The sequence below is a fragment of the Sphaerisporangium rufum genome (genome assembly GCF_016863395.1).
Classification (GTDB): domain Bacteria; phylum Actinomycetota; class Actinomycetes; order Streptosporangiales; family Streptosporangiaceae; genus Sphaerisporangium; species Sphaerisporangium rufum.
Genome location: NZ_BOOU01000032.1, coordinates 16,553 through 43,111, shown reverse-complemented (window position 1 = coordinate 43,111; position 26,559 = coordinate 16,553). Strand labels below are relative to the sequence as shown.

The 26,559-nt window shown below is 75.3% G+C and carries 26 protein-coding genes; 12 read left to right on the top strand and 14 right to left on the bottom strand.

Annotated features, from left to right (window positions below):
* Window positions 1-18 precede the first annotated feature (18 nt).
* Complete coding sequence (locus Sru01_RS10575) at window positions 19-1,410, bottom strand: nicotinate phosphoribosyltransferase (RefSeq protein ID WP_203983877.1); 1,392 nt, start codon at window positions 1,408-1,410, stop codon at window positions 19-21.
* 127 nt (window positions 1,411-1,537) lie between these two features.
* Here Sru01_RS10575 and Sru01_RS10570 point away from each other — a divergent pair, with 127 nt between their 5' ends.
* Together Sru01_RS10570 and Sru01_RS10565 are read left to right on the top strand one after the other, a co-directional pair.
* On the top strand, window positions 1,538-2,221 hold the full coding sequence (locus Sru01_RS10570) for a phosphoribosyltransferase (RefSeq protein ID WP_203983875.1): 684 nt from the start codon (window positions 1,538-1,540) through the stop codon (window positions 2,219-2,221).
* Between the two features lie 312 nt (window positions 2,222-2,533).
* A complete protein-coding gene (locus Sru01_RS10565) occupies window positions 2,534-3,202 on the top strand; it encodes a ThuA domain-containing protein (protein WP_203983873.1) in 669 nt (222 codons plus the stop codon).
* A gap of 2 nt (window positions 3,203-3,204) precedes the next feature.
* Here Sru01_RS10565 and Sru01_RS10560 read toward each other — a convergent pair whose 3' ends face one another.
* Both Sru01_RS10560 and Sru01_RS10555 read right to left on the bottom strand, forming a co-directional pair.
* Window positions 3,205-4,434 carry an FAD-dependent oxidoreductase gene (locus Sru01_RS10560; RefSeq protein WP_203983872.1) on the bottom strand — a complete coding sequence of 410 codons (1,230 nt, stop codon included), beginning with the start codon at window positions 4,432-4,434 and terminating at the stop codon, window positions 3,205-3,207.
* Window positions 4,431-4,898: a nitroreductase family deazaflavin-dependent oxidoreductase gene (locus Sru01_RS10555; protein WP_203983871.1), complete on the bottom strand. Its 468-nt coding sequence runs from the start codon at window positions 4,896-4,898 to the stop codon at window positions 4,431-4,433. Before Sru01_RS10555 ends, Sru01_RS10560 begins: the two co-directional genes overlap by 4 nt.
* Window positions 4,899-5,232: 334 nt before the next feature.
* On the opposite strand from Sru01_RS10555, the gene Sru01_RS10550 reads away from it, so the two are divergent.
* Window positions 5,233-7,521 (top strand): heavy metal translocating P-type ATPase, encoded by a 2,289-nt coding sequence (locus Sru01_RS10550; RefSeq protein WP_203983868.1) that lies wholly within the window; start codon window positions 5,233-5,235, stop codon window positions 7,519-7,521.
* Here Sru01_RS10550 and metE read toward each other — a convergent pair.
* Window positions 7,485-9,764, bottom strand: coding sequence for a 5-methyltetrahydropteroyltriglutamate--homocysteine S-methyltransferase (gene metE / locus Sru01_RS10545; RefSeq protein ID WP_203983867.1), 2,280 nt, complete (start codon window positions 9,762-9,764; stop codon window positions 7,485-7,487). The genes Sru01_RS10550 and metE overlap by 37 nt on opposite strands.
* Before the next feature lie 118 nt (window positions 9,765-9,882).
* Between metE and Sru01_RS10540 the strand changes: the two genes are divergently transcribed.
* Window positions 9,883-10,788, top strand: coding sequence for a LysR family transcriptional regulator (locus Sru01_RS10540; protein ID WP_203983866.1), 906 nt, complete (start codon window positions 9,883-9,885; stop codon window positions 10,786-10,788).
* A gap of 47 nt (window positions 10,789-10,835) precedes the next feature.
* Here Sru01_RS10540 and Sru01_RS10535 read toward each other — a convergent pair whose 3' ends face one another.
* Complete coding sequence (locus Sru01_RS10535) at window positions 10,836-11,297, bottom strand: nucleoside deaminase (RefSeq protein WP_203983865.1); 462 nt, start codon at window positions 11,295-11,297, stop codon at window positions 10,836-10,838.
* Window positions 11,298-11,344: 47 nt separating this feature from the next.
* Window positions 11,345-11,578 carry a zinc-ribbon domain-containing protein gene (locus Sru01_RS10530; RefSeq protein WP_203983864.1) on the bottom strand — a complete coding sequence of 78 codons (234 nt, stop codon included), beginning with the start codon at window positions 11,576-11,578 and terminating at the stop codon, window positions 11,345-11,347.
* 271 nt (window positions 11,579-11,849) lie between these two features.
* Between Sru01_RS10530 and Sru01_RS10525 the strand changes: the two genes are divergently transcribed.
* On the top strand, window positions 11,850-12,593 hold the full coding sequence (locus tag Sru01_RS10525) for an SRPBCC family protein (RefSeq protein ID WP_203983863.1): 744 nt from the start codon (window positions 11,850-11,852) through the stop codon (window positions 12,591-12,593).
* 117 nt (window positions 12,594-12,710) lie between these two features.
* The gene (locus Sru01_RS10520; RefSeq protein ID WP_203983861.1) at window positions 12,711-13,130 is read left to right on the top strand and encodes a hypothetical protein; all 420 of its coding nucleotides are present in this window, start codon (window positions 12,711-12,713) and stop codon (window positions 13,128-13,130) included.
* A 46-nt stretch (window positions 13,131-13,176) separates the two neighbouring features.
* Here Sru01_RS10520 and Sru01_RS10515 read toward each other — a convergent pair whose 3' ends face one another.
* The gene (locus Sru01_RS10515; protein ID WP_203983858.1) at window positions 13,177-14,553 is read right to left on the bottom strand and encodes an MFS transporter; all 1,377 of its coding nucleotides are present in this window, start codon (window positions 14,551-14,553) and stop codon (window positions 13,177-13,179) included.
* Between the two features lie 113 nt (window positions 14,554-14,666).
* Here Sru01_RS10515 and Sru01_RS10510 point away from each other — a divergent pair, with 113 nt between their 5' ends.
* The 4 genes from Sru01_RS10510 (at window position 14,667) to Sru01_RS10495 (ending at window position 17,120) form a co-directional block, all read left to right on the top strand.
* Entirely contained in the window at window positions 14,667-15,473 is an 807-nt protein-coding gene (locus tag Sru01_RS10510) for an SAM-dependent methyltransferase (RefSeq protein WP_203983856.1), read from the top strand.
* Between the two features lie 117 nt (window positions 15,474-15,590).
* Window positions 15,591-15,938, top strand: a complete 348-nt coding sequence (locus Sru01_RS10505; RefSeq protein ID WP_203983854.1) for an SPW repeat protein — start codon at window positions 15,591-15,593, stop codon at window positions 15,936-15,938.
* The gene (locus Sru01_RS10500) at window positions 15,893-16,552 is read left to right on the top strand and encodes a TetR/AcrR family transcriptional regulator (RefSeq protein ID WP_239137246.1); all 660 of its coding nucleotides are present in this window, start codon (window positions 15,893-15,895) and stop codon (window positions 16,550-16,552) included. The genes Sru01_RS10505 and Sru01_RS10500 overlap by 46 nt, the downstream gene beginning before the upstream one ends.
* A 286-nt stretch (window positions 16,553-16,838) precedes the next feature.
* On the top strand, window positions 16,839-17,120 hold the full coding sequence (locus Sru01_RS10495; RefSeq protein ID WP_203983850.1) for a WhiB family transcriptional regulator: 282 nt from the start codon (window positions 16,839-16,841) through the stop codon (window positions 17,118-17,120).
* Window positions 17,121-17,263: 143 nt separating this feature from the next.
* Here Sru01_RS10495 and Sru01_RS10490 read toward each other — a convergent pair whose 3' ends face one another.
* From Sru01_RS10490 to Sru01_RS10470, 5 genes are all read right to left on the bottom strand, one after another.
* Entirely contained in the window at window positions 17,264-18,211 is a 948-nt protein-coding gene (locus tag Sru01_RS10490; RefSeq protein WP_203983848.1) for a carbohydrate ABC transporter permease, read from the bottom strand.
* A gap of 15 nt (window positions 18,212-18,226) precedes the next feature.
* A complete protein-coding gene (locus Sru01_RS10485; protein ID WP_203983846.1) occupies window positions 18,227-19,168 on the bottom strand; it encodes a carbohydrate ABC transporter permease in 942 nt (313 codons plus the stop codon).
* A 90-nt stretch (window positions 19,169-19,258) separates the two neighbouring features.
* The gene (gene ngcE / locus Sru01_RS10480) at window positions 19,259-20,683 is read right to left on the bottom strand and encodes an N-acetylglucosamine/diacetylchitobiose ABC transporter substrate-binding protein (protein ID WP_203983844.1); all 1,425 of its coding nucleotides are present in this window, start codon (window positions 20,681-20,683) and stop codon (window positions 19,259-19,261) included.
* Between the two features lie 116 nt (window positions 20,684-20,799).
* The gene (locus Sru01_RS10475) at window positions 20,800-21,552 is read right to left on the bottom strand and encodes a sugar isomerase domain-containing protein (protein ID WP_203983843.1); all 753 of its coding nucleotides are present in this window, start codon (window positions 21,550-21,552) and stop codon (window positions 20,800-20,802) included.
* A gap of 168 nt (window positions 21,553-21,720) precedes the next feature.
* Entirely contained in the window at window positions 21,721-22,074 is a 354-nt protein-coding gene (locus Sru01_RS10470; protein ID WP_239137245.1) for an ArsR/SmtB family transcription factor, read from the bottom strand.
* Window positions 22,075-22,255: 181 nt separating this feature from the next.
* On the opposite strand from Sru01_RS10470, the gene Sru01_RS10465 reads away from it, so the two are divergent.
* Together Sru01_RS10465 and Sru01_RS10460 are read left to right on the top strand one after the other, a co-directional pair.
* Complete coding sequence (locus tag Sru01_RS10465; protein ID WP_203983842.1) at window positions 22,256-23,353, top strand: NADH:flavin oxidoreductase/NADH oxidase; 1,098 nt, start codon at window positions 22,256-22,258, stop codon at window positions 23,351-23,353.
* Window positions 23,354-23,502: 149 nt separating this feature from the next.
* Window positions 23,503-24,018 (top strand): DUF2087 domain-containing protein, encoded by a 516-nt coding sequence (locus tag Sru01_RS10460; RefSeq protein ID WP_203983841.1) that lies wholly within the window; start codon window positions 23,503-23,505, stop codon window positions 24,016-24,018.
* Here Sru01_RS10460 and Sru01_RS10455 read toward each other — a convergent pair.
* Together Sru01_RS10455 and Sru01_RS10450 are read right to left on the bottom strand one after the other, a co-directional pair.
* On the bottom strand, window positions 23,985-24,938 hold the full coding sequence (locus tag Sru01_RS10455; protein WP_203983840.1) for a DUF72 domain-containing protein: 954 nt from the start codon (window positions 24,936-24,938) through the stop codon (window positions 23,985-23,987). The two genes, Sru01_RS10460 and Sru01_RS10455, sit on opposite strands and share 34 nt — an antisense overlap.
* A gap of 45 nt (window positions 24,939-24,983) precedes the next feature.
* Window positions 24,984-26,294 (bottom strand): NAD(P)/FAD-dependent oxidoreductase, encoded by a 1,311-nt coding sequence (locus Sru01_RS10450; RefSeq protein WP_203983839.1) that lies wholly within the window; start codon window positions 26,292-26,294, stop codon window positions 24,984-24,986.
* Window positions 26,295-26,559: the final 265 nt, after the last annotated feature.

The following is a 26,559-nucleotide window of genomic DNA, read 5'->3' as shown; positions in this document are numbered from 1 at the left end:
CGGCGGCCCGGCACCGGCTCAGCGCCGGCCGCCGTCGCGGCGGTCACCGGCCGCCGGATCGGGCGCGCCGGCGGCCGCCGCGGCCAGGATGTCCCGGCGCACCTGGCAGGCCAGCCGGGTCAGCCGCCGGCTGTAGCGCACCGGCGGCGGCACCGGGTCGCGCAGCGCCCGGGCGGCGGCCGGCAGCCGGGCCAGCCCGGCCGCGCACCGGTCGCGCATGGCGGCGAGCGGCTCGGCCTCGGCCGGCCGGCGCCCGGACAGCATCACCGGCGCCAGCAGCGTCCGGTACCCGGCCGGCACCGGCTCCTCGCGCAGCGCCACGATGTCGCCGGGCTCCCCGCCGGTCCCGGCGTCCGGGCGGAACACCTGCTTGGCCCCCGGCGCGCTCACCTTGCCCGGCGACAGCTTCATCGTCGGCCGGTCCTGGTAGACGACCAGCTTGTAGGCGCTGTCCAGCGACGGCGCGTCGAACGACACCCCCAGCCGGGTGCCCACCGCGTACACGTCGATCGGCGCGCCGCCGGCCGCCAGTTCGGCGATCGCGTGCTCGTCCAGCCCGCCGCTCGCGAAGATCTCCGCGCGGCGCAGCCCGGCCTCGTCCAGCGTCCGCCGCGCGGCCCGGGACAGCTCGGCCAGGTCGCCGGAGTCCAGCCGGATCCGGATCCGGCGCGAGCGCGGCGTCCCGGCCACGGCGGCGACGGCCGCCCGCACCCCGCCCATGGTGTCGTAGGTGTCCACCAGGAAGGCGCAGTCGGCGGGGAACTCGGCGGCGAACGCCTCGAAGGCCGCCCGCTCGTCTCCGAACGCCTCGACGTAGGAATGCGCCATCGTCCCGGCCGGTACGAGCCCGTACCGCCGGGCCGCCTCGGTGTTGCTGGTCGCGGCGAACCCGGCGATCGCCGCCGCCCGGGCCACCGCCACCGCCGCCTCCACGCCGTGGGCGCGCCGGAAGGCGAAGTCGACGAGCCGGGCGCCGCCCGCGGCCAGCACGCAGCGCGCCGCCTTGCTCGCCACGGCGGTCTGGAAGGTCACGTGGTTGAGCAGCACGGTCTCCACCAGCTGTGCCTCGGCGATCGGCGCGGTCACCTCCAGCAGCGGCTCGCCGGCGAACACCACCGTCCCCTCCGGCACCGCCCACACGTCCCCGGTGAACCGCAGGCGGGCGAACGCCTCCAGCGCCTCGGGGGCGAACCGCCGGGTGCCGCGCAGGTAGTCCAGCTCGCCGGGCGCGAACGAGAACCCCTCCAGGAAGTCCAGGCAGTCGGCGAGCCCGGCCGCCACCAGGAACCCGCGATCCGGCGGCAGTCGGCGGACGAACAGGCTGAACGTCGCCCGCCCCGTCATGCCGGCCCGCAGGTACGCCGCCGCCATGCCGAGTTCGTACAGGTCGGTGAGCAGTCCGCCGGCCATGTCCGCCTCCTCGGGTAAGGGACCTTCTGCCCTACCGGTCGCCCGCCGCCCCGTTCCACGTTGGACATGGGGACGTCGCCGCGGGAGGTCCCGGCGGGCGAGCCGGGGCGCCGGAGGGGAGGGTCCGATGTTCACCGACCGTCATGACGCGGGCGTGCGGCTGGCCGGACGGCTGCGCGAGATCCCCGGAACAGCCGGTGCGATCGTCCTCGGGCTGCCCCGGGGCGGGGTGCCGGTCGCGGCCGAGGTCGCCCGGGCGCTGCACGCGCCGATGGACGTGATCGTGGTGCGCAAGCTCGGCGTGCCGTACCAGCCCGAGCTCGGCTTCGGCGCGGTCGGCGAGGGCGGGGTGCGGGTCGTCACCCCCGACATCGTCCGGGTGGCCGGCCTGAACCCGGAGGAGATCGCCGAGGTGGAACGCCGCGAGCGGGCGGAGGTCACCCGGCGGGCCCGCCGGTTCCGCGAGGGCCGGCCGCCGGTCGACCCGGCCGGCCGCACGGTGATCGTCGTGGACGACGGCATCGCCACCGGCGGCACCGCGCGGGCCGCGTGCCGGGTCGCCCGGGCGCGCGGCGCGTCCCGGGTGGTGCTCGCGGTCCCGGTGGGCGCGCCGGACGTGATCGCCGCGATGCGGGAGGTCGCCGACGAGGTGGTCTGCCTGGAGACGCCGCCCTTCCTGCACGCCATCGGCGCCTGGTACGCCGACTTCCGGCAGACCACCGACGAGGAGGTCGTCGAGCTGCTGCGGCGGGCCGCCCGGGAGCCGGCGGTGCCGGGCCCCGGCGCGCCGCGCCGGCACACCGGAGACTGAACGGGCGGGCGCCGCCGGGGCGGCGTCCCGCTCCGCGGTCCGGGACGGTGCGCCGGTGGTGGCCCGCCCCGTCCGGTCTCCCGGATGCCGATCGGACATCTGATCCCCTCCGGTGCAGAGCGGCCCTGAAGTCCACCTTCACCACCCGGTGGCCGCCCGGCCCAGGGGCTTCGGTCCCGTCGCCGCCGGAGCGAAGGTCCCATCGGACGCCGCGCTCGCCGTCCGGTGCCCGCTGTGACAAGGTGGAGCCCACCTGGCGGACCGGCGGCCGCGCCCGGGCGGCGAGGGTCCCGCGGGCGCGAGGGAGGGCGGATGCCGCCGAGGCTGCTGTTGTTCACCCGCACCACCGGATACCGCCACGACTCCATCCCGGCCGCGGTGGCCGCCGTGCGCGAGCTGTGCCGGGCCGCCGGCCTGGCCACCGAGCACACCGAGGACCCCGGGCACTTCCGCGACGACCGGCTGGCCGGGTACGCGGCGGTGGTGTGGCTGCAGGCGTCGGGCACCGTGCTGGACGCCGAGGGCCGGGCGGCCTACGAGCGGTTCACCCGGCGCGGCGGCGGCTTCGCCGGCGTACACGCCGCCGCCACCGCCGAGCCGGACTGGGACTTCTACGAGGGCCTGGTCGGCGCCCGCTTCCTCGCCCACCCGCCCGGCGTCCACCCGGCGGTGCTACGGGTGGCCGACGCCGGCACCCCCGCCACCGGGCACCTGCCCGCCGAGTGGCACCACACCGACGAGTGGTACACCTTCCGGACCGACCCCCGCCCGCGGGTCCGCGTGCAGCTCACCCTGGACGAGAGCACCTACGACCCCGGGGAGCTGTCGATGGGCGGCGACCACCCGATCGCCTGGTCCGGCAGGCACGCGGGCGCCCGCACCTGGTACACCGCGCTCGGGCACGCCGCCGGGACCTACGACGACCCCGCGTTCCGCGCCCACCTGATCGGCGGCATCCGCTCGGTCCTCGGCGACCCCTGACGTTACCGGGCGGCCAGGAGCGCCATGTCCAGCCGCGGCGGCCGCGGTCCGTAGGCGTTGGACCGGGCCGCCCGGGCCCGCACGCCGGGAATCGCGGTGACCGCCCGCAGCAGCCGCACCGGCAGCAGCGGCCGGCCGGTGGCCCGGGCCCGGGCGGCGCGGCGCTCCACCCGCACCTGCTGGCGCTGCACCGCGCGGATCGCCGGTTCACGGGCCGCCTGCACGGCCGCGAGCGCCGCCACCGGCACCGGCCCGTCCCCGCGCAGCGCGGGCACCAGCACGTTGGCCGCCGCCACCGCGTCCTGCACCGCCATCAGGATCCCGTTCCCGCCGACCGGGGAGATCACGTGGGCGGCGTCACCGATCATCAGCAGCCCGGGGCGGTACCAGCGGCCGGCCAGCGAGATGTCCACCGACAGCAGGGTGATCTTCCCGAAGTCGTCCAGCAGGTGCACCCGGTCGGCCAGCCAGGGCACATGCTCGGCCACGAACCGGCGGATCGGCGTCACCCCCGCCTCGCGGGCCGCCGGGAACCCGCCCTTGGGCAGGCTGTATCCCACCTGCCAGGAGTCGACGCCGCCGAGCAGCCCCACGTAGTGGTCGCGGCCGAAATACAGATCGACGTCGGCGTCCGGCGGGTCGCCCTCCCGGCGCGGCAGCCGGAACCACAGCAGGTCGGTCGTCGCGCCGAGCGACCGGACCGGCAGGTCCGCCAGGCGGCGCACCTTGGAGAACCGCCCGTCGACCGCGACGACCAGCCGGGCCGCCATCTCGTGCTCGCCGTCCCGATCGCGGTAGCGCACGCCGTGCACCGCGCCGCCGTCCTGGATCAGGCCGGTGACCCGGGCGCCCATCCGCAGCTCGAACCCCGGCAGTTCCCGGGCCCGGCCGGCCAGGAAGTCCAGGAAGCGCGCCTGGGGCATCAGCGCCACGAAGTTGTACCGGGTGCGCAGCCGGCCGTAGTCGGTGGTGGTCACCGTGCCGGTCGGGGTGTGGAAACGGAACCAGCGGGCCGGGTGGTGCGGCAGCCGCAGCAGATCCTCGGCCAGCCCCAGCCGGTCGAGCAGCTCCAGGGTGTAGGGATGCAGGGAGTCGCCGCGGAAGTCGCGGTCGAAGTCGGCGCGAGCCTCCAGCAGCGTCACCGGGACGGCGGCCCGGGCGAGCAGGTAGGCCAGCACGAGCCCGCCCGGCCCGCCGCCCACCACGACCACCCGCCCCGCGCCGGCGGTCACCGGCCGCCCCCGCTGCCGGGCTCTAGGCGGAAGACCGCGAGCGCGGCCAGGTGCGGCTCGACCTCCTCGGGCGTGGCGCCCGCCGGCACCGGGAACCGGGACAGCACCCAGGGCGCCCGGGTATTGGCCAGGTACCGCGCGACGGCCCGCGCCGCCTCGGCGCCGGACGCGCGCACCGCCCGGCGCGCGTCCCGGGTGCCGCCGGCGAGCAGCTCGCAGCCGCCGGCCGCCTCGACGTTGCGCACCCAGTCGCGTCCCGGCTCGGGGGACACCAGGTAGTCGTGGCCGTCCAGCCGGGTCACGCCGAGCGGGGTGCGCTGCGGCCGGCCGCTCCGCCGGCCGGGCACGTGCAGGACGCGTAGTGCCAGGCCGCCCTCCTCCAGTGGCTGCGGCGGCCCGGCGAGCAGCCGCGCCGTCATCTCCGCGTTCATCTCCCGTGCCGTCCCGGCCGATCGCTCCGCCACGCCGCCTCCTCGCAGGCCGTCCCGCGTCCGCGGCCGGATCACCGGGCCGGTGGGCCGATGTCCGGCCCGCCGGCGGATGATCCGTCCGCTCCTCCCTTCGCGGCGGAGGCCCGCTCCGGATGCGCCGGGTGCCGGCCGGCCGGCACCCGGCCTCAGGGCACTCGTAAGCGGCGGGAACCCCGCGACGGCGCGGTGCCCGGCGTCCCGCCCGGCCGACCTGCGCCGCCGGCGCTGTCCTCGGTGACACCCCCGACCCCGGCCACGGGCCTTTCGGCCCCGATCCCCGGGCACATCCGCCCTGGCCGCCCGCGGCCCGGCGGGAGACCCTGCACACGTGGAAGGCAAGGGACGGCTACTGCTCCCGGCGGGGACCGCCGGGGCGCTGCTCGCCGGCGGGATCCTGCACCTGGCCGGGGCCGGGCGTGCCGGGGACCTGGTCTTCGCCGCCGCGACGGTGCTCGCCCTGGTGCCCGCGGTGTGGTGGGTGGCCACCGCGCTGCGCGCCCGGCGGTTCGGCGTGGACGCCATCGCGGCACTCGCCCTGGCCGGGGCGCTCGCCGTGCACGAGTACCTGGCCGGCGCGATGATCGCCGTCATGCTGGCCGGCGGCCGCACCCTGGAGGAGCGTGCCCTGCGGCGCGCCCGCCGGGACCTGGCCGCGCTGTACGAACGGGTGCCGCGCACGGCCCGGCGCTACATCGGCGGGGTGCCGCAGCCGATCGGGGTGACGGAGATCGCCCGCGGTGATCTGCTGCTGGTGCCGGCCGGCGAGACGGTGCCGGTCGACGGCGTCGTCGTGCGCGGGACCGCGCTGCTGGACGAGTCCGCGCTCACCGGCGAGTCCCTGCCGGTCGAGCGCGACGAGGGGGACGCCGTCCCCAGCGGCGTGGTCAACGCCGGCTCGCCGTTCGACCTGCGCGCCACGGTGACCGCCGCCGACAGCACCTACGCCGGCGTCGTCCGGCTGGCCCGGGAGACCGAGGCGGGCACCGCCCCGGTGGTGCGGCTGGCCGACCGGGCGGCCGCCTGGTTCGTGCCCGCCACCCTGCTGGTGGCCGGCGCCGCCTGGCTGGCCTCCGGCGATCCGGTGCGCGCGGTCGCCGTGCTGGTCGTGGCCACTCCCTGCCCGCTGCTGCTCGCCGCGCCCGCCGCGATCGCCTCCGGCCTGTCGCGCGCCGCCCGGCACGGCGTGGTGGTGAAGGGCGGCGGGGCGCTGGAGACGCTCGGCCGGGCCCGCACCCTGATACTGGACAAGACCGGCACGCTGACCGCCGGCCGCCCCCAGGTGGCGGACGTGGTTGCCGCGCCCGGCGGGGACGCCGCCGAGGTGCTGCGCCTGGCCGCCGCCGTCGACCAGGTCTCCTCGCACGTCCTGGCGACCGCGATCGTGCGGGCCGCCCGGGCGCGGGGGCTCGCGCTGCCGGTGCCGGACGACCCCCGGGAGGAGCCCGGCCAGGGCATGGCGGCCCGGATCGGCGGGCGCCCGGTCCTGGTCGGCAAGGCGGCCGGGCCCCGGTCGTCCCGCTGGGAGGCCGCGGTGCGGGCGCGGGCCGCGCTGGACGGCGCCATGACGGTGTGGGTCAATCTGGCCGGCCGGCCCGCCGGGGTGATCCTGTTGCGGGACGCGGTGCGGGCCGACGCCCCCCGCACGCTGCGCCGGCTGCGCGCGGCGGGCGTCGACCGGCTGGTCATGCTCACCGGTGACCGCGCGGAGGTCGCCGAGAGCGTGGCCGCGGTCCTCGGCGTGGACCGGGTCCTGGCCGGCCACGGCCCGGCCGGCAAGGTCGCGGCCGTGCGCGAGGAGGTCGCCGGGGCGACGACCGTGATGGTGGGCGACGGCGTCAACGACGCCCCGGCGCTGGCGGCGGCCGATGTCGGCGTCGCCATGGGCGCCCGCGGCTCGGCCGCCTCCACCCGGGCCGCCGACGTGGTGATCACCGCCGACCGGCTGGACCGGCTCGCCGACGCGCTGGACATCGCCCGCCGCACCCGGCGGATCGCGGTGCAGAGCGCGGGCGTCGGCATCGGCCTGTCGCTGGCGGCGATGGTCGTGGCCGCGGCCGGGCTGCTGCCGCCCGCGGCCGGCGCGGTGCTCCAGGAGGGCATCGACGTGGCGGTGATCTTCAACGCGCTGCGCGCGCTGCGGCCGGCCCGCGGCACGCGCACGCGGGTGGACGCCGCCACCGAGGAGCTGCTGCGCCGCTTCCAGCTGGAGCACGCCGGACTGCGCCCCTCGCTGGAACTGATCCGCGAGTGCGCGGACCGGCTGGCGGCCGACGAGCCGGCCGCGGCGCGCGAGGACCTGCGCCGCGTCCACGAGTTCCTCACCCGCGAGCTGCTGCCGCACGAGCACGCCGAGGAGGACCGCCTCTACCCGGCCATGAGCCGGGTCCTCGGCGGGCCGGAGACCACCGTCACCATGAGCAGGACGCACGCCGAGATCGACCGGCTGGTCCGGCGGCTGGGCCGCCATCTGGAGCTGGCCGGCCTGGACGGTCCCGGTCCCGAGCGGCTCGCCGACCTGCGCGCCTGCCTCTACGGGCTGCACGCCGTGCTGACGTTGCACTTCGACCAGGAGGAGGAGGCCTACTTCTCGCTGGCCGCCGGCGCCTCGGCCGCCTGACCGGGATCGGGCGCCGCCTCGGCGCGCAGCCGGCGGGCGACGGCGACCATCGTGGTGAGCGCCGCCTCCACCTCGGCGTAGGCCCGGGTCTTCAACCCGCAGTCGGGGTTGACCCACACCCGGGCGGCGGGCAGCGCGTCGAGCGCGGCCCGCAGCGACTTCTCGATCTCCGCGCCGGTGGGCACCCGGGGCGAGTGGATGTCGTACACGCCCGGGCCGAGCCCGCGCGCGAAGCCGCGCACCGCCGGCCCGGCGAGGATCCGGCCGTCCGACCGGGCCGACTCGACGCTGGTGACGTCGGCGTCCAGCGCGTCCACCGCGGCCAGGATCTGCTCGGCGTCGGAGTAGCACAGGTGCGTGTGGATCTGGGTGCGGTCGGCCGCCCCCGACGTCGCCCGCCGGTACGCCGCCACCGCCCAGGCCAGGTACTCGTCCTGGCCGGCCCGGCGCAGCGGCAGCAGCTCGCGCAGCGCCGGCTCGTCCACCTGGATCACCGAGACGCCGGCGGCCTCCAGGTCGGCCACCTCCGCGCGCACCGCCTCGGCCACCTGGAACACCACCTGGGCGAGCGGCAGGTCGGGCCGGGGGAACGACCAGGCCACGATGGTCACCGGCCCGGTCAGCATGCCCTTGACCGGCCGCTCGGTCAGCGACCGCGCGTGGCGCGCCCAGCGGACGGTGATCGGCGCCGGCCGCCGCACGTCCCCGTGGATGATCGGGGGCCGGGTGCAGCGGCTTCCATAGGACTGGACCCACCCGTGCCGGGTCACCGCGAAGCCGTCCAGATGCTCGGCGAAGTACTGCACCATGTCGTTGCGCTCCGGCTCCCCGTGCACGAGCACGTCCAGGCCCAGCCGCTCCTGCAGCCGCACCACGTGCTCGATTTTGGCGCGTACCCGCTCCTCGTACTCCGCCGCGGTCAGCCTCCCGGCGGCGAGCGCCGCGCGGGCGGCCCGCAGGTCACCGGTCTGCGGGAACGACCCGATGGTAGTGGTCGGCAGGTCCGGCAGCCGCAGGTGCGCCGCCTGCGCCGCGGCCCGCACCTGGTAGGGGGCGCGGCTGCCGGGCTCGGGCAACGTGGCGGGCGCGGCCGGCGGCGGCGCGGCGGGCAGGGGCGTGCCGGGGGCGCTCCGGGCCGGTAGTCCGGCAAGCTCCACCACCTCGGCGACCTTCTGCTCGGCGAAGGCCAGGCGCCGGCGCAGCGCCGGATCCAGGCCGGTCTCCGCCTCGGCGTCGTAGGGGACGTGCAGCAGCGGGCAGGAGGTGCCGACCACCACCTGGGCGGCGTGCTCGCGCACGGTGCGCAGCGCCGCCAGGGCACGGTCGCGGTCGGTGCGCCAGACGTCGCGGCCGGACACCACGCCGGCCACCACGGTCTTGCCGGCCAGCGCGGCGAGCGCGGCCGGGTCGGCGAGGGTCTGCGCGCCGCGGACCAGGTCCAGGCCGATGGCCTCCACCGGCGTGCCGGCCAGCACCGGCAGCGCCGCGCCGGGATGGCCGAAGTAGGTGGCCACCAGCAGCTCGGGACGGGACGGCGACCGGCCGAGGCGCGAGTAGCAGGTCTCGACCGCGGTGAGCGCGGCCGGCGTCAGGTCGGTCACCAGCGCGGGCTCGTCCAGCTGGACCTGGCCGGCCCCCTCGGCGGCCAGGGCGGCCAGCAGTTCCCGGTAGACGGCGACCACGTCGCCGAGCCGGTCCAGCGGGGCGAACCCCGCCGGGGCGCCGGGCGCGGCCTGCGCGAGCAGCAGGAAGGTCACCGGGCCGAGAAGTACCGGCCGGGTCGCCACGCCGATCCGCCGGGCCTCGCGCACCTCGGCGAGCGGCTTGTCGCCGGCCAGGCGGAACGCGGTGTCCGGGCCGATCTCCGGGACGATGTAGTGGTAGTTGGTGTCGAACCACTTGGTCATCCGCAGCGGCGGCACCGTGCCGGTGCCGCGGGCCATCGCGAAGTAGGTGTCCAGCGCCGTCCCGCCGCGGAACCGGTCGGGCACCGCGTCCAGCAGCGCCGCGGTGTCCAGCACGTGGTCGTACAGGGAGAAGGTGTTGGACGGCGGGGTGGCGAGGCCGAGCGCCGCCAGCCGCCGCCACGTCTGCTCGCGGAGCCGCCGCCCGGTGCGGTGCAGATCGTCGGCGGTGGCCCGCCCGGCCCAGTACGCCTCCAGCGCGTGCTTCAGCTCCCGGCGCGGCCCGATCCGCGGGTATCCCAGGATCGTGGCGGCGGGCGGGGTGCGTTCGGCGGTCATCCGGTCTCCTCGGTCAGGTGGCGAACGCCCCGCATCGTGCCCCCTTTCCCGGCCACTCTCGACGATCTATTCACCGGCCTTATCAATGGACGGTGCAGCCGGCGGCCATACTTGCCCTGTGCCGCCCGTACCGCCGCCCCCGTCACTGCGCGACGTCGCCTGCCTGGTGACCGTCGCCCGGCGGCTGAGCTTCTCGGGCGCGGCCACCGATCTCGGCATGTCCCAGCCGGCGGTCAGCCAGGCCGTCGCCCGGCTGGAGCGGTCCTTCGGCGTCCGCCTGTTCGAGCGGACCAGCCGCGAGGTCCGGCCGACCCCGGCCGGGCGCACGCTGGTCCCGTACGCCGAGGCCCTGCTCCGGGCGGCCGGCGACCTTTCGGCCGAGGCGGCCCGGCTGGCCAGGCCGCCCCGGCCGGTCATTCGTCTCGCTTATGCTCCGCCGGTGGGCGCGCTGGCGGCCCAGGCCGCCCGCCGGCTGGCCAGGCGCACGCCGGCGATCGACGTCGAGCTGATGGCGGCCGGGCGGCGCGCGGCGGTGGCCGCGCTCGCCGCCGGTGAGGTCGCCGTGGCCATCCTCCCCGCCCCGTTCCCGATCGGTCCGACCACTGGGGCGCGTTTCCACCTGACGGTCGGCCACCTGGCGGTGCCGTCCGGCGACCCGCTGGCCGGCGCGCCCCGGGTGCGGCCGGACCGGCTGGCGCGGTACGCGGTCATCATGCCGGGCGAGCGTCCGCCCGGCGGCATGTGGGCGCGCCTGGACGCGCTGCTGCCGGGCGGGCCCCGCCGGGTGCCGGGCCCGGAGCTCGACGACTTCGCCGCCGCGCTCGACCTGGTCGCGGCCGGGTCGGGCGTGCTGCCGGTCCCGGGGCCGGTGGTCGCCTCGGTGCGCCGGACGGACGTCGCGTTCGTCCCGCTGGACGCCGGCGACCTGCGACTGACCTACGGGGTCACCTGGTATCCGGAGCGGGTGACCCCCGAGCTGATGAGCCTGGTGGGCGCGGTCCAGGAAGGCCTGTGGACCAGGTAGGGCGCCGGTCGGCCAGGAGCTTCGCCGGCGGGATCGGGGCGCCGCGGTCAGGCGTCCTGGCCGATGTCCTCGTGCCACAGGTCCGGGCGGGCGGCGACGAAGGCCCGCATGAGGTCGGCGCACTCGGCGGAGTCCAGCACCAGCACCTCGACGCCGTGCCGGGCCAGCCAGGCGTGGCATCCGGTGAACGTGCGGCTCTCGCCGACGATCACCCGCGGGATCCCGAACTGCCGGATCAGGCCGCCGCAGTACCAGCACGGGGACAGCGTCGTGACCATGGTGGTGCCCCGGTAGCCCGGCCGCCGGCCGGCCGCCCGGAAGGCGGCGGTCTCGGCGTGCAGCGAGGGGTCACCGTCCTGGACGCGGCGGTTGCGGCCCCGGCCGAGCAGCCCGCCGTCCGGCCCGAAGAGCGCGGCCCCCACGGGCACCCCGCCCTCGGCGAACCCCTTCCTCGCCTCCGCCAGCGCCACGGCCAGCATCGCGGCCGGATCCGCCGCCTCGCTCGTCATGATCTCGTCATCCCCGCCGTCGCCGGTCGCAACCCCGGCGGCGCGCGTCAGCGCAGCGGCAGGCGCTCGGCCTCCTCGCGCGAGATCCCGTAGGCGGCCCCGCAGTAGGTGCACTGTGCCGCGTACCGGGTGCGGACCGGGAACAGCGGGACGAAGAACAGGCTGAACTTGGTGACGTTCCTGGTCACCATCTGGGCGGCGGTGTTGCCGCAGTTCCGGCAGGTGGCGGTGACCGCGCCGAGCCGATGGACGAGGGTGCGCAGGCCGAACAGGATGAACATCACCGTCCCCTACCCCCGCATCGCCGTCCGGCACCTCGGCCTCACCGCCTGAAGGGCACTTCGGCGACACCGCGGCGGGCGCCGCCCCGGCCGGGTGCCCGTGCGGCGGCGGCGAACCGGGCGCAATCCGACAAGTTCCATAGTCTTGACAACTTCCATTGTCGGTGAGACCGTGGAGCCATGTTCGAGGTGATGGTTTACGAGGACGTGGCCGCGGTGGCCATGCATCTGGCGGGCGAGGCGCACGGCTCCGAGGCCGAGGGGCGCTGAGATGACCCAGCCGTTCGAGTCGCGCCGGCAGTTCGAGCTGCGGGGCGCTCTGGAGCAGGCGTGGGAGGCCATCGCGGCCGGCACCGCCCTGGACGCCTGGCTCCCAGGCCCGGACGACGCCCTCTCGGGCGCGGCGGGCCGGGCGCGCCGGTTCTTCGGAGTGCTGCCGGCGGACACCGTGGTGGCGACCTGGCGAACGGGCGACCGGCTGGCCTACCGGGGCGCCGACGACGGCGCTCGGGCCGGTTCCGGCTTCGACTTCCTGGTGGAGGAGCACGGCGAGGGCGGGAACATGCTCCGCCTGGTGCAGAGCGGCGTTCTCGGCGGTGACTGGAGAACGGAGTACGAGGCGTTGAACAGAGGCTGGGACATGTACCTGCACACGCTGGACCAGTACCTGACCCACTTCCCCGGTCGGTTCGCGCTGGTGGTCTACCCGGTGCGGCCACGACCCGGCCGCCACGAGCCGGTCGGCGAGACGCTTCGGCGCGGGCTCGGGCTCACCGGCCCCGTGGTGCAGGGTGACCGGGTCCGGCTCACCCCCGACGGGCCGGGCCCGATCGAGGGGGTGGCCGACCAGGTGGCCCCCGGCCTGCTCGGCGTGCGCACCGGTGAGGCGCTCTACCGCTTCGCCGAGGGTCCGCTGGACACCGTCGTGGTGACCCACCACATCTTCACCGAACAGGGAGAGCCGGCCGAGGCGGAACGAGCCTGGCTGGCCTGGCTCGACGGGCTGTTCGGCTGACCGGCCGGACGCCCGCGACAGCCGCGACCGCACCGGGCGCGCCGCCCACCGGCCGCCCTCGCGGGGAGCGCCCCGGCGCCCCCGTGCACGACACCGCGACCGAAGGTCACGATGGCCATGGATGACGACCAGCACCCCCGGCCGGCCGACCGGCCCGCCGGCACCGACTCCCGGGCGGTCGAGCCGCGCGACCGCCCGGGCCCGCCGGGGCACACCGCCCGGGCGGGCGAGGACCGCGCGCGGCGACGGGGCCCCGACGGGGAACCCGACGGCGAACGGTGGCCGGACACCGGCCGGGCGAGCACGCCGGGGGCCGGCCCCGCCGGCCACCCGCGGCCGGTGGACGACCCCGCCGGCGCCGGCCCGGCCGGTCCGCCGGCGGACGCCCCGGGCGCCCCGGACGCCGATGAGGATCGCGGCGATCGGGACGGCCCGGACGGTTCCGACGGCCCGGACGGCCCTGGCGACCCGCCGGGGGAGGGGCAGGAGGGCGGCTCCGGCCGCTCGTTCCTGCTCGGGCTCGCCTGGTGGCCCTGACCCGGCCAGGAGCGGCGCCCGCGCGGCCCGGCGGCACCGGCCGGGCTCACCCGGGCCGGCCGGACGCGCCGGCCGCCGCCTCCTGATCGAGGTCGGCGCGGCGGTCGGCGGCGATCCGCCGCCGCACGGCCAGGCCGAAGAGCGCGACCAGCAGGCCCGCGGCGCCGGACAGCACGAACGGCCCCGCCGGGCGCCACGCGTCGTACAGGATGCCGCCCAGCGCTGAAATGATCATGATGCCGGCGGCTCCGCACAGCGTGTGCACGCCGAAGGCCGAGCCGCGGACGCCGGCGGGCACCTGCTGGGCGAGCAGCGGTCCGGCGGTGGTGATGCCGGCGATCTCCCCCACGCCGATCAGCACGGCGACGACCATCATGCCGGCGCCGAGCGGATCGGAGATCAGCAGGGTGGACAGGTACGCGGCGGCGGCCACCGCCTGGGCCACCACCACCAGGTCCTGCCGGCGCATCCGGTCGCCGAGCCGGCCGAACAGCGGCGCGCACAGCAGCGCGACGGTCTGCGAGACGCCCACGATCGCCCCGGCCCTGGCCAGCGCCTCGGCCCCGGACATCCCGCGCGCCGTCGCCTGGTCGGTGATCCACAGGGTCAGGAACCCGACGACGACGGCGAGGTCGGCGCGGGCCACGAAGGAGGCGGCATAGGACAGCGCGACGCCCGGGTCGCGCGCCAGCACCAGGCCCTCGCGCGCCAGCCGGGGCAGCGAGGCGTGCGGGGCGGCGGCCCCGGTGCCCGCCGTCCGCGACAGGGACGGCCACAGCGCGGCCGCCACGAGCAGCAGGCCGCCCGCGATGATGAGGAAGGAGACCCGCGTCGCGGTGACCGGCGCCAGGCCGAGCCCTTCCATGGTGCGCGGCAGCCGTACCAGCACGAGCACCGCGACCAGCGCGCCGAGGCCGCCGAACACGCCGATCAGCCCGTAGGACGCCCCGCGGGAGCGGCTGCGCACGTAGTCGATCGCGATCGTCGACATCATCGCGTTGAGTGCGGCCACCCCGAGCCCGAAGACCACGCGCAGCCCGACCAGCGCCGCGGTGCCGCCGGCGAAGGGGAACAGCGCGGTGCCGAGCGCGCACAGCAGCAGGCCGGTGATCACCACCAGGCGGCGCCCGAACCGGTCGGCCATCGCCCCGTACCAGGCCAGGCTGAGGATCATCGCCAGTTCGGCGGCGAAGCCCAGCAGGCCGACGATCCGCCCCTGGGCGCCTTCCGGAACGCCGAGCACGGTGGACAGGATGTGCGGCTGGGCGGACGGCAGGAAGGAGATCACCGCCGTGCCGGCCGTCGCCAGCGACAGCAGGGCCCACATGTTGCGCCGGGTGACGCCGTCGGCGAGGCGCGCGCCGAGCACCCGGCGGGGGGAGGGAGCGGGCATCGAGGGAGCGGGCATCGAGGGAGCGGGCATGGAGGGATCATGGCATTTCGCCGGCCCCGCCCGGCAGCGTTGTCCGGATAAAGACACTCATGAGGCGATCACCGCTATGATCATGGTGTGATGTCCAGTCCCGGAGGGCCGCGATGAATCCGGCCGTGCTCGGCGGCTTCGATCCGGCCGTGCCGAACGCCGCCCGGATGTACGACTACTTCCTGGGCGGCAAGGACAACCTCCCGGCCGACCGGGCGGCGGCCGAGCAGGTGCTGCGGTTCGTCCCGGAGATCCCCATCGGCATCCGGGAGAACCGCCGCTTCCTGGCCCGCGCGGTGCGTCATCTCGCCGAGCTGGGCATCCGGCAGTTCCTCGACATCGGCGCCGGACTGCCGACCCAGGCCAACGTGCACCAGCTGGTCGAGCGGTACGCGCCCGGCGCGCGCACCGTCTACGTCGACAACGATCCCCAGGTGCTCGCGCACGCCAGGGCGCTGCTGCAGGACAGTCCCGACGTGGTCGTGGCCGACGGCGACCTGCGGCGTCCGGAGGAGATCCTCGCCGACCCCGCCGTCCGCGCGCATCTGGACTTCGACCGGCCGGTCGCCGTGCTGCTCCTGGCCATCCTGCACTTCATCCCGGACGAGGACGACCCGGCCGGCATCCTGGCCAGGATCCGGGCCGGGCTCGCCCCGGGCAGCCACATCGCCATCTCGCACGTCGCGGTGGACCAGCGGCCGCAGGCGGCCCCGGGCGTGGAGGGCGTCTACCGGGACGCCTCGGCGCGGTTCGTGGCCCGGATGTCCGACGAGATCGCGCCCTACTTCGCCGGCCTGCGGCTGCTCGATCCCGGCCTGGTCAACCTGCACCAGTGGCGCCCGGACGAGGACGAGGCGGTCCACCCCGTGCTGCGGACCGTCGGCAACTACTTCATCTGCGGGATCGGCCGGCTGGACTGACCTTCGAGCATGCTCGCCGTCGCACAAGGTGAGCATTCCATAACGGTCCGGAGTGTTGACCGGGCGGTCAATCAGCACGATGGTCGAGGCCTGGACACCTCTCCTTCGGAGGCTTCGATGGACCTCACCAGATCATGGGCCGACGTCGTCGCGTTCCTGGCCGGCCTGGCCGCCGTGCTCGCACCGTTCGTCTGGGCGACCGGCACCGCGGCCGCCGTCCAGCCGCTGCTGGTGCTCGGCGCGCTGCTGCTCGTCTCCGCCCTGTGGTCCCTGCTCGGGGCGGGCGGCGCGTCCTCCTGGGTCACCGCGGCGTTCGGCGCCCTGCTGTTCCTGTCGCCCTGGGCCTTCGGATTCGACGGCTCGGGCGCCGCGGCGCTCACCGCATGGATCGCCGGCGCCGTGACGGTTATCGTCGGGCTGTGGACGGCCCTGCAGACCCGCAGCCGGGTGCCGGCGAGCGCGTGATCGTACCCGCCTGGTCCCGGGCCGCCCGGCGGCGGTCCGGGACCGGCGGGCGCACCGGCGGTGCCGGCGCGGCCGACGCGCGCACCCGGATCCTGGACGCCGCCGAGGAGCTGTTCGCCGGCGGCGGCTACGACGCGACGGCGACCGCCGAGATCGCCAAGCGCGCGGACGTTCCCAAAGGACTGGTGTTCCATTACTTTCCCCGCAAGATCGACGTGCTGGTCACCCTGGTCCACGAGCGGGTCGGCATCGAGGAGCTCGGTGAGGGCCAGGTGGAGGCGGTGCCCGGCGATCCGGCCGGCACCCTGTCGCGGCTGGCCCGCCGGGTGCCGCTGCGGGCGTCCCCGGCGATGCGCCGCATCCTGTTCCGCGAGGCCGACACGCACGGCTCGGTCCGGGAGCGGATCCGCCACCTGAACGCCGAGATCGTGCGCCGGGCCGGGTTCGCCCTGGAACTGACCCTGCCGGGCAGCCGCGGCGACGCGGCCCGCCTGGAGGCCGCGGCGGCCACCTTCGCCGCCGTCCTGCTCTACCAGGAGAGCCTCTGCCAGCTCACCGGCCAGCACATCGACGCCGACCTCGTCGCCGACCTGATCGCCCGCGCCCTGTCGTGACCGGGGCCCGGCCCGGGGACCACCACCGGGCGCCGGGCGGGGCGTCCGGAACCGGTCCTTCGCCGTCGCGGCGTTCGGCGCTCCCGGTGATCGGCCGGCCCTGACCCGCCCGCCGGATCGCGCCGCTCGCACCGGCCGGGACGGGAGGGGCGGGAGCCGGCCGAGGGATGGACATCATCTCGGTGATTCATCCCCAAAACCTGTGTTAAGTCCAGCTGAGCGGGCATCCGAGTGACGGTTGAGCCGCACTGACCACCGTTGCGAATTCACAATTTCCGGGATCGTCATGACCGTCCGCGACATACTCTTGCCCGATGTCTCGTGGCTGCGCCGCGCCGCATGCCGGAGCGAGGATCCAGAGCTCTTCTTTCCCATCTCCGCCAAAGGACCGGGCCACGCCCAGCACGAACGTGCCAAATCGGTGTGCCGGCGCTGCCCGGTCCGCGGCGCCTGCCTGGACTACGCGCTGCGGGCTCATGAGGAGCACGGCATCTGGGGTGGCACCGACCCCGACGAGCGCCGGTCCCGGGCGGTGATGCGGCGGGACTGGCGGGCGCACGCCGGGTAGGATCCCGGCGCCGCGGGTGGGCCCGGCGCCGGACTCGCCCGATCGGGCCGGTGCGGAGGCCGGCCGGTCAGGCCAGGAGCCGAACCGGCGGGAGGCGGCCGACCGCCGGCCCGCCGCCAGGCGAGGGCACCGGTCCGGCCGGGTCATTTGAGGGCCCCGGCGGTCAGCCCGGCCTGGATCTGGCGCTGGAAGACGGTGTAGACGACGAGCATGGGCAGGATGGCCATGCTGAGCGCGGCGAACAGCGCGGCCCAGTCGGCGTCGTAGCCGGCCGCCGTGGAGATGTCGGCGATGCCCTGGGTGAGCACCCACTTGTCCTTGGACTGCCCGCTGAGCAGCACCAGCGGGATCTGGTACTGGTTCCACTGGCCGAGGATGTTGAAGATCGTGATGCTCACGATGCCCGGCCTCGCCATCGGCAGCATGATCTGGAAGAAGACCCGCGAGTGGGACGCCCCGTCCACGAACGCCGCCTCGGCGACCGCTCCCGGCAGGGTGCGGAAGAACGCCGACAGGAAGAACACGGTGAACGGCAGCGAGTAGGCGATGTACACCAGCACCAGGCCGCCCCGGGTGTCCAGGCCGATCAGCGGCCCGACCAGCGGGACCGACCCCATGTTCTGCACCACGAAGAACAGCGGCGTGAGCGCCAGGTACACCGGGAAGGCCAGCCCGGAGACGAACAGCAGGTAGATCGCCCGGTTGCCGCGGAACCGGTAGCGGGCCAGGACGTAGGCGGCCATCGAGCCGAGCAGCATGGTGCCGAACGTGCCGAACGCCACCACGATCACGCTGTTCAGCATGTAGCGGCCGATGTGCGCCTGCTCCCAGGCCCGGCCCCAGTTGTCCCAGCGCAGCGCGGCCGGCATCGACCAGGCGCTGCCGAAGATCTCGTCCTCGGTCTTCACCGAGGCCAGGAACGTCCACAGGATGGGCACCACCACCAGCACGGTCCACACCGCGAGCGCCACGTGGGACAGGCCGGACAGCGGGCCCAGGCGTGCCCGGCGCCGCTGCCGGGCGGCGCTGCGGCTCAGCCGGGTCCGCCCGCTCCGCCCGGTGCCGCCGGTGTTCGCCGTTTCGGTGACCATCGCCCCGCCCATCCGTCAGAACTCGATCCGCTCGCGGCGGGACAGCCGCAGGGCGGCCACCGCGAAGGCGACCGTGAAGAAGAAGAGCACCACGCCCATCGCCGAGGCGTAGCCGAACTTGAAGTACTGGAAGGCGTTGCGGTAGATCTCCGCGGCCATCACCGTCGTGGAGTGGTCCGGCCCGCCGTGCTCGGCCGTCATCACCCACACGATGGCGAAGACGTCCAGCGCCGCGATGCCGAGGTAGATCCAGCCCACCTGCACGGTGTCCCAGAGCAGCGGAAGGGTCACCCGGAAGAACATCTGCGCCCGCCCGGCCCCGTCGATCTGCGCCGCCTCGTACATCTCGCGGGGGATCGACGCCATGCCGGCCGAGAAGAGCACGACGTAGAAGCCGACCGCCTGCCAGACCAGCACGGCGAGGATCGACCAGAACGCCAGCCGCGGATCGGACAGGAAGCCGACCGGCCGCAGGCCGAGCGCGATGAGCGGGCCGTTCAGCATGCCGCTGCGGTCCGGCCGCAGCACCTGCTGGAACAGCACCGCGACGATGGCCACCGCCAGCACCTGCGGGAAGAAGAAGATCACCCGGTAGAACCGGGAACCGGCGACGCCCGAGACGCCGCCCCCGGAACCGCCCGCGTTCAGCAGGAAGGCGAAGAACAGCGCGATGGCGATGGTGAGCACGGGCAGCAAGAGCAGCAGCAGGCCGTTGTGGCCGACCGCCGTCCAGAACACCCCGTCGCCGAGCAGCCGCCGGAAGTTCTCAAGACCGACGAACGCCGGGGAGGCGCTGACGCCCCGCCAGTTCGTCATGGCGATGTGGAACGCCTGGGCGTACGGCGAGATCACGTAGATCAGGTACAGCAGGACCGGAAGCGCGAGGAACCCGGCGATGAACCGCGCCCGGGCGAAGGCGACCCGGTTCGGTCCGGCCGGTCGCGCGGTGCCGCTCATCGCCGCGGCTCACCGCCTTTCATGTCGTGATTCCGCCAGGCCCGCCGGACGCCCGCGGCCCGCCCTCCGGTACCGGGCCGCGGGCCGCCCTCAGCGGGTGAACTTCTTGACCGAGGAGTCGTCCTTGATCTCGTCGGACTTCTTCTGGATCCGGTCGGCCCAGGCGTCCACCTTCAACCGCCCGGCCATGAGCTGGCCGGTGGCCGCGGCGACCTCGTCGTGCAGTTCCTTGTACCACTGGCGGAACCGGAAGTAGGTCACGTTGGTCCCGGCCTGCGACAGCGCGCCGGCGGCCGACTCCAGGCCGGGGGTGAGGGTGCGCCCCTCGGCGGCGCCCTTGACCACGGTGAGCGCGCTGACCAGCTCGCTGAACTTGCCGGCGCCCTCCTTGGAGAGCATGGCCCGCATGTACTCCATGCCGGCCCGCGGGTTGGCCGACTTGGCCGCGACGAAGTACTCCTCGCCCGGCCGCGAGTGCACGGTGCCGTAGGGCAGCGCGTCGGACCCGGAGAAGGACGGCAGCGGGAACATGGCGTAGCCGAAGTCCTCGGGCGTGGAGTCCTTCTGCTCGTTCTCCAGCCACGAACCGCAGGGCAGCATGGCCACCTGGTACTTGTTGTGGGCGGTCTGGGTCTGGATGTGGTCCAGCCCTTCGGTGCCCTCCATCAGGTACTTCGCGCCGATCTCGGCGAAGGCGCCGGCCGCGGTGGCGACCGCGCCGGCCTTCCACGCCCCGGGCTGCAGGTTGTCGATGTTCTTCAGCACGTCCACCCCGCCGATCTTCGCGGCCAGGGTGAGGATCGTCTCGTAGATGTAGAACGGGTGCTTGCCCGCGTAGGTGAACGGGGCGCACTCACCGGACTTCTTGATCTTCTCGCACAGCGCGGTGAACTCGTCCCACGTCTTCGGCACCTGCCAGCCGTTGTCGTCGAAGAGCTTCTTGGAGTACCAGATGCCCCACACCGTGTTGGCGTACTCGAGCACGCAGTACTTGCCGTCGTAGGTGCCGAGCTCGACGGCCGAGGGCAGGATGGTGTCGCGCACCTTGACGTTCGGGTCGTCCCAGCTCGGCGCGTCCAGCAGCTCGGTGAGGTCCTGCAGCTGCCCGTCCTGCGCCAGCGCGCCGAAGTCCATCGCGTTGTCGCCGGAGTTGTTGATGAACTCCGGCGGGTTGCCGCCGGCGAACCGGGGCTGCAGCGTCTTGGCGATCTCCTTGGTGGCGGTGTGCTTGATCTGCACCTTGCCGTGCTTGCCGGTGAACAGCGGCTCGTGGATCGTGCGGGCGTAGGCGTCGCCGTACCCGCCGTCGAAGATCACCACCTCGAACGGCCGGTCCTCGGCGATGCCGAGCGGGTTGGCCGCCGTCTTCGGCCCGGTGGGGGCCGGCGATGCGGCACCGCCACCGCCGCCGGCCGGCGAGGCGCAGGCCGACAGCGCACCGGCGGCGGGCAGCAGCAGGCCGGCGAGGGCGGCGCTGCGCAGCAGCTCGCGCCGGGACAGGGGGTGGTCAGCCATGGGTCCTCCGTGGGGGCTGGGCCGTTTGCCGGGCCGCGCGGTGGCGCGTCGCGGCGGGGCGGTGCGAAAGGCGGGCCCTCGCCGGGGCGAGGACGTCGGGGGGCGGGACCGGCCGGTCAGCCGCCGCGGCGGATGCGTCCGGCATACCGGCTCTCCAGGGCGTGGTTGTGCTCGTCGCCACCGGCGACGTTCGACGAGAGGTAGATGGGCGGTTCCTCGCCGGCCGCCAGCAGCAGCCGGACCACCTCGGCGATCATCATCTGCGCGAGCAGCGCGGAGGTGATCGTGGAGACCGCGCCGAAGGTGCCGCCGCCGGGCAGCGGGAGCACGGCGTCCCCGTACGGCGCGCCGTTGTCCAGCACGACGTCGGCGAGGTCGAGCAGCTTGCGGCCGGAGGGGTGGCGGGAGGTCATCTGGGTGCTGTGCCGGACGGAGGTCAGCGCCACCAGCGGGTGGCCCTGTTCCTTGACGATGGTGGCCAGCTCCACCACCGAGCCGTTGACCCCGGAGCTGGAGATCATCACGAAGGCGTCCCGCGGGTCGACCGGGGCCAGGTCGTAGATCCGCCGGGCCACCGAGGGGTCGCGCTCCAGCTCGGCGGCGCGGACGGTGCCGGGCGGCTCGCCGCCGTAGAGGACCAGGTCGCGCAGGGCCAGCCGGTTGGTGGGCACCAGCCCGCCGGCCCGTCCGGCGATCTCCATCGCGATGGCCTCGGAATGACCCGAGCCGAAGGCCTGGATCACCCCGCCGTCGCGCAGGCGGCCGGCCAGCAGCCCGGCGGCCCGGTCGACCGCCTCGGCCTGCCCCTGGGCGACCTCGGGCACCAGTCGCCGGATGTGCGCGACGTAGGCGGCGGCGCTGATCTCCAAAATACCCTCAGCTCCTGTTGCGGAGAGCCGGGCCGGCGGGGCCACCCGCGGCTTTCGCAATCATTCCTTCACAGTCGGATGATTGACTGAAAATAATTGCCCAACCGGGCGCGGGGCAAGTAAAGCTTCATCACATTCGGACATCGGCCGCGCAGGCGGCCGGCGGGCTCAGCCCTCGCGGCCGAGCTGCGCGGCGTCGGCGGCCAGCACGCTGCCCAGCAGGCCGGGGAAGAGCGCGTCGAGGTCGGCGCGGCGCAGCGTGTTGATCTTCGCGGTGCCGCGGTAGACCTGGTTGATCACGCCGGCCTCGCGCAGCACCCGGTAGTGGTGCGTGCCCGTCGACTTGCTGACCACCAGCTCGATGTCCGAGCAGGTCGCGCCGGCGTCGCCGCGGCCGGCCAGGAAGCGCACGATGCACAGGCGCATCGGGTCGGCCAGGGCGTGCAGCACCGTCTCCAGGCGGATCGCCTCCCGCCCGGGATGGGCGAGGACGCGGGCCGGGGTGGGCGTCGCGGGCGGCACGGTGCTCCTCCGATGGCTTCGGTGTCGATTGTACGAGATCTCGCAGGCCGCGAGCGTCCTTATTTGACAATCATCGTACTACGAAATGTATCGTACTAGCAGCCGCCTGGCCGACCGGGCGGCCGTCCACCCCACCTCTCTCGCCCCGCGGCACCCCGGCCGCGGTGCCAAGGAGCTGCAGATGAGCGCTTTGTTCGAACCGCTGACCCTGCGCGGCCTGACCATCGCCAACCGCGCGTGGATGTCACCCATGTGCCAGTACTGCGCGGCGCCCACCGGGCCGCAGGCCGGGGTGCCCACCGACTGGCACCTGACCCACCTGGGTTCCCGGGCCGTCGGCGGCGCCGGGCTCATCTTCGCCGAGGCCACCGCGGTCGTCCCGGAGGGCCGGATCAGCCCCTTCGACCTCGGCCTGTGGAACGAGGAGCAGCAGCGGGCGTTCGGCCGGATCGCCGCCTTCCTGCGCGAGTACGGCGCGGTGCCCGGCGTCCAGCTCGCGCACGCGGGGCGCAAGGCGTCCACCGACCAGCCGTGGCGGGGCGGCCGGCCGCTCGGCCCGGAGGCGGGCGGCTGGCGGCCGGTCGGGCCGAGCCCGCTGCCCTTCGCCGACGACCACCCGGTGCCCGCGGAGCTGAGCGTGGCCGAGATCGGCGCGATCGTGGCCGCCTTCGCCGCCGCGGCCCGCCGCGCGCTGGCCGCCGGCTTCCAGGTCGTCGAGGTGCACGGCGCGCACGGCTACCTGATCCACGAGTTCCTGTCGCCGCACGCCAACCGCCGCACCGACGCCTACGGCGGCTCCTTCGAGAACCGGACCCGGCTGGCCCTGGAAGTGGTCGACGCGGTGCGCGCGGTCTGGCCGGACGACCTGCCGGTGCTGTTCCGCGTCTCGGCCACCGACTGGCTGACCGAGAACCCCGAGGACGGACGCCAGGGCTGGACCGCCGAGGAGACCGTCCGGCTGGCCAAGGAACTGCTGGTCCGCGGGGTCGACCTGCTGGACACCTCCACCGGCGGCCTGGTGCCCGGCGCGCGCATCCCCACCGGCCCCGGCTACCAGGTGCCGTTCGCGGCGCGGGTGAAGGGGGAGACCGGCCTGCCGGTCGCCGCGGTGGGCGAGATCACCGAGCCCCGGCAGGCCGAGGAGATCGTCGCCTCCGGCCGCGCCGACGCCGTGCTGCTCGGCCGCGAGCTGCTGCGCGACCCGTACTGGCCGAACCGCGCCGCCCGCGAGCTCGGTGCCGGGCCCCGCCGGCCGGACCAGTACCACCGGGCCGGCTGACCCGCCGCCGGTCACCGTCCCCTGGGCCGCGCCCCGGGCCCGCCGCCGCTCGCCGCCCGGAGCATATGGTTCGCGCCGCCGGCCCTGGCCGCACCACAATGGGCGGACGCGCCGCGCCCGGCGGCGGCGAGCACGGATGGACGGTGACGATGAGCGACGAACAGGTCCGGCGCGTGCTGGGGCTGCTGTACCAGGAGGACACGCTGCGGGTGCTGTCGGCGCTGGTGTTGTCCGGCGACCCGGCGGCGTCCGGCCTCGGTGGCGACGCGGCCCGCCGCGCGCTGGACCGCCTGGAGCGCGGCGGCCTGGTGGAGGCCGAGGAGAAGGGATGGCGGGTACGGCGGGAGCGGTTCCGCGAGCTGCTGCACGCGACCGCCGAGCCGTCCGCCGCGGCGGAGTCCGCCGAGGATCGGGTGCTGCGCAACTTCCTGGTCGACGGCCGGCTGCGCGCCATCCCGTCCCGCCGGGAGAAGCGGCTGGTGCTGCTCGACTACATCGCCCGGGTGTTCGAGCCCGGGGTCCGCTATCCGGAGAAGGACGTCAACGTGGCGCTGCGCGCGTTCCACGACGACCACGCGGCGCTGCGCCGTTACCTGGTGGACGAGGGACTGCTCAGCCGGGAGGCCGGCGTCTACTGGCGCAGCGGCGGATCCATCGAGGTCTGATCCGGGCCGGGCGGGGCCACCTCCAGCAGCTCGGCCAGCCGGGCCGCGTTGCGCTGCGCGTTGGCCCCGCAGCAGTTGTTCATGATCACATGGACGGTGCGGGCCCGGCCGGCCAGGCCGGAGATCTCCACCGCCCACTTGGCCAGCTCCTCCTCGCCGTACAGGTAGCGGTAGCGCTCCTCGCTGACCTTGCTCTCCCACTGCGCGGAGTGCCCGTGGAAGCGGACCACGGCCAGGTCCGCGGTCGCGGCGACCACCGGCGGCACCGAGGACCGGTGCCCCTGCGGCATGTCGACGCAGACGTAGGGGATGTCATGCCCGGCCAGGAAGTCCAGCGTCCGCTCCCGCCGCTCCGGCGCCAGCCAGGCCGCGTTGCGGAACTCCACGCAGGCCCGCAGGGGACGGCAGCGCTCCACGCACGACAGGATGTACTCGCGAGACCCCGGACCGGGGGTGAACCACGGCGGGAACTGCAGCAGCACCGCGCCGAGCCTGCCCGCCCGGTGCAGCGGCAGCAGCGCCGAGCGGAACCGGTCCCACACCTCCGCGGCGACCTCCTCGCCCACGTCGTCGAGGTAGACCGTCCGCCGGCCGGCGCCGACCCGCTCGCGCAGGTCCTTGTACAGCGAGGCGACCGGGGTGGGGTGCCGGGTGAGTAGCGAGAACGCCTTGACGTTGAAGACGAAGTCCGCCGGGGTGCGGTCCCGCCACGCCTCCACGGTGCGCTGGGACGGCGGATGGTAGTAGGTGGCGTCCACCTCGACCATCCGGAACCGGGTGGCGTAGTACGAAAGGCGCCGCTCCGGGGTCGTCGCCTCCGGCGGGTACCAGCCGCAGGCGAGCAGCGCGCGGTCGGTCCAGCCGGCGGTGCCCACCCGGATGTCGGGACCGCCGGCCGGCGCCGAGTCGTGATCGGCCATGGCGGCCCTCTACCACCTGACGCCCCGGTAAACCCGGCCGCGCGGTCAGCCGGCGGTGCCGTGCGGGCGCTCGGGGGTGCCGGCGTCGATCGGCACCGATCCGCCGCGCACCAGGTCCAACTGGACCGTCTGGCGGGGCAGCACCGCGTCCAGCAGCCAGTTCCCGGCGACCCGGGCCCGCCCGCCGGGCAGCGCCAGCAGGTGGTATCCGCGGGTCACCGCCTTGGCGGCCAGCCCGGACAGCGGGATCCCGAGCGGGTTGGCCGCCGCCTTGGTGCCGCCGAGGTCCACCACGAATCCCAGATCCCCGTGCCGGTAGGCCTTCCGCCGCCGGCGGCCGTAGGAGGCGGCGATGTTGTCGGCCGCCCGGCTGCCCTGCCGGGAGGCGTGCTGGGCGGTCATCGCGGTGTACTCGCCGGGCCGGGTGAGATCGGGCACCGCGGCGGCGTCCCCGCAGGCGAAGATCTCCGGGTGGCCGGGCACGTTGAGGTACTCGTCGACGCACAGCCGGCCCCGCTCCACCGGCAGGCCGAGCGAGGCGACCAGCGGGTCGGGACGCACGCCGACGCACCACACCAGCGAGCGGGTCGGCACGAACTCGCCGTCCGACAGGGTGACGCCGTCCGCGGTCGCCTCGGCCACCGTGGTCTGCGGCCGCAGTTCCACCCCGCGGTCGCTCAGCGCGCGCTGCGCGGTGCGCGACAGCCGCTCGTCCAGCTCGGGCAGGATGCGCGGCGCCTTGTCCACCAGCAGCCACCGCAGCGACTGCCCGCGCAGCCCGGGGCGGCGCCGCCGCGCGTCCTCGGTGAGCAGCATGCCCTGGCCGGCGACCTCGGTGCCGGTGTAGCCGGCGCCCACCACGACGAACGTGCAGCGGGCCTCACGCTCGGCGGGGTCGTCGGCGGCCTCGGCCAGCTCGATCTGCCGGATCAGGTGGTCGCGCAGGTACAGCGCCTCGGCGATGCTGCGGAAGCCGTGCGCGTGCTCAGCCACCCCGGGTACCGGCAGCAGCTTGTTGACGCTGCCGGCCGCGATGACCAGGCGGTCGTAGCGGACCTCGCGGCGGTTGCCCTCGGGGTCGACGCAGTGCACGCGCCGCCCGTCGACGTCGATCCGCTCGGCGGTGGCCAGCAGGTGGCGGACGCCCGGGCAGCTGGACGCCAGCGGCACGGCCACCTTGCGCGGGTCCAGGACGCCGGCCGCCACCTCCGGCAGCAGCGGCAGGTAGAGGAAGTAGTCGGTGGGGTTGATCAGGACGATCTCGATCGCGCCCCTGGCCAGCCGGGAGAGGCGGCGCGCCGCGGTGAACCCGGCGAACCCCCCTCCGATGATGACGACCCGCTGCCGGTCAGCCATGAACGACGCTCCCTTCGACCTGCCCTAGCCTGCGCCGGGAGATGCCGCCCGGCCCTGTCCGGCGCGTACCCGTTCCGGCGGGGTGAAACCGCGGCCCGGCCGGAACGGGTGAAACGGGATCTTGTGGGGTACCAGGGAGACATGCGAGGTACCACCCGGAGATTTACCTACCTATTTACTTGGTTATTAGCGTGCGGCGGGGATAGGGTCGAGCGTCCGGCCGGATGCGGCCGGTCCGGAACGGCGGTCACCGCCATGGGCGCCA

Coding starts and splice junctions, on each gene's coding strand:
- Sru01_RS10575 (WP_203983877.1), bottom strand. CDS start 1,410: ATGGCCGGCGGACTGCTCACCGACCTGTACGAACTCGGCATGGCGGCG.
- Sru01_RS10570 (WP_203983875.1), top strand. CDS start 1,538: ATGTTCACCGACCGTCATGACGCGGGCGTGCGGCTGGCCGGACGGCTG.
- Sru01_RS10565 (WP_203983873.1), top strand. CDS start 2,534: ATGCCGCCGAGGCTGCTGTTGTTCACCCGCACCACCGGATACCGCCAC.
- metE (WP_203983867.1), bottom strand. CDS start 9,764: ATGACCGCCGAACGCACCCCGCCCGCCGCCACGATCCTGGGATACCCG.
- Sru01_RS10535 (WP_203983865.1), bottom strand. CDS start 11,297: ATGACGAGCGAGGCGGCGGATCCGGCCGCGATGCTGGCCGTGGCGCTG.
- Sru01_RS10530 (WP_203983864.1), bottom strand. CDS start 11,578: ATGTTCATCCTGTTCGGCCTGCGCACCCTCGTCCATCGGCTCGGCGCG.
- Sru01_RS10525 (WP_203983863.1), top strand. CDS start 11,850: ATGACCCAGCCGTTCGAGTCGCGCCGGCAGTTCGAGCTGCGGGGCGCT.
- Sru01_RS10520 (WP_203983861.1), top strand. CDS start 12,711: ATGGATGACGACCAGCACCCCCGGCCGGCCGACCGGCCCGCCGGCACC.
- Sru01_RS10515 (WP_203983858.1), bottom strand. CDS start 14,553: ATGCCCGCTCCCTCGATGCCCGCTCCCTCGATGCCCGCTCCCTCCCCC.
- Sru01_RS10510 (WP_203983856.1), top strand. CDS start 14,667: ATGAATCCGGCCGTGCTCGGCGGCTTCGATCCGGCCGTGCCGAACGCC.
- Sru01_RS10505 (WP_203983854.1), top strand. CDS start 15,591: ATGGACCTCACCAGATCATGGGCCGACGTCGTCGCGTTCCTGGCCGGC.
- Sru01_RS10495 (WP_203983850.1), top strand. CDS start 16,839: ATGACCGTCCGCGACATACTCTTGCCCGATGTCTCGTGGCTGCGCCGC.
- Sru01_RS10490 (WP_203983848.1), bottom strand. CDS start 18,211: ATGGTCACCGAAACGGCGAACACCGGCGGCACCGGGCGGAGCGGGCGG.
- Sru01_RS10485 (WP_203983846.1), bottom strand. CDS start 19,168: ATGAGCGGCACCGCGCGACCGGCCGGACCGAACCGGGTCGCCTTCGCC.
- ngcE (WP_203983844.1), bottom strand. CDS start 20,683: ATGGCTGACCACCCCCTGTCCCGGCGCGAGCTGCTGCGCAGCGCCGCC.
- Sru01_RS10465 (WP_203983842.1), top strand. CDS start 22,256: ATGAGCGCTTTGTTCGAACCGCTGACCCTGCGCGGCCTGACCATCGCC.
- Sru01_RS10460 (WP_203983841.1), top strand. CDS start 23,503: ATGAGCGACGAACAGGTCCGGCGCGTGCTGGGGCTGCTGTACCAGGAG.
- Sru01_RS10455 (WP_203983840.1), bottom strand. CDS start 24,938: ATGGCCGATCACGACTCGGCGCCGGCCGGCGGTCCCGACATCCGGGTG.
- Sru01_RS10450 (WP_203983839.1), bottom strand. CDS start 26,294: ATGGCTGACCGGCAGCGGGTCGTCATCATCGGAGGGGGGTTCGCCGGG.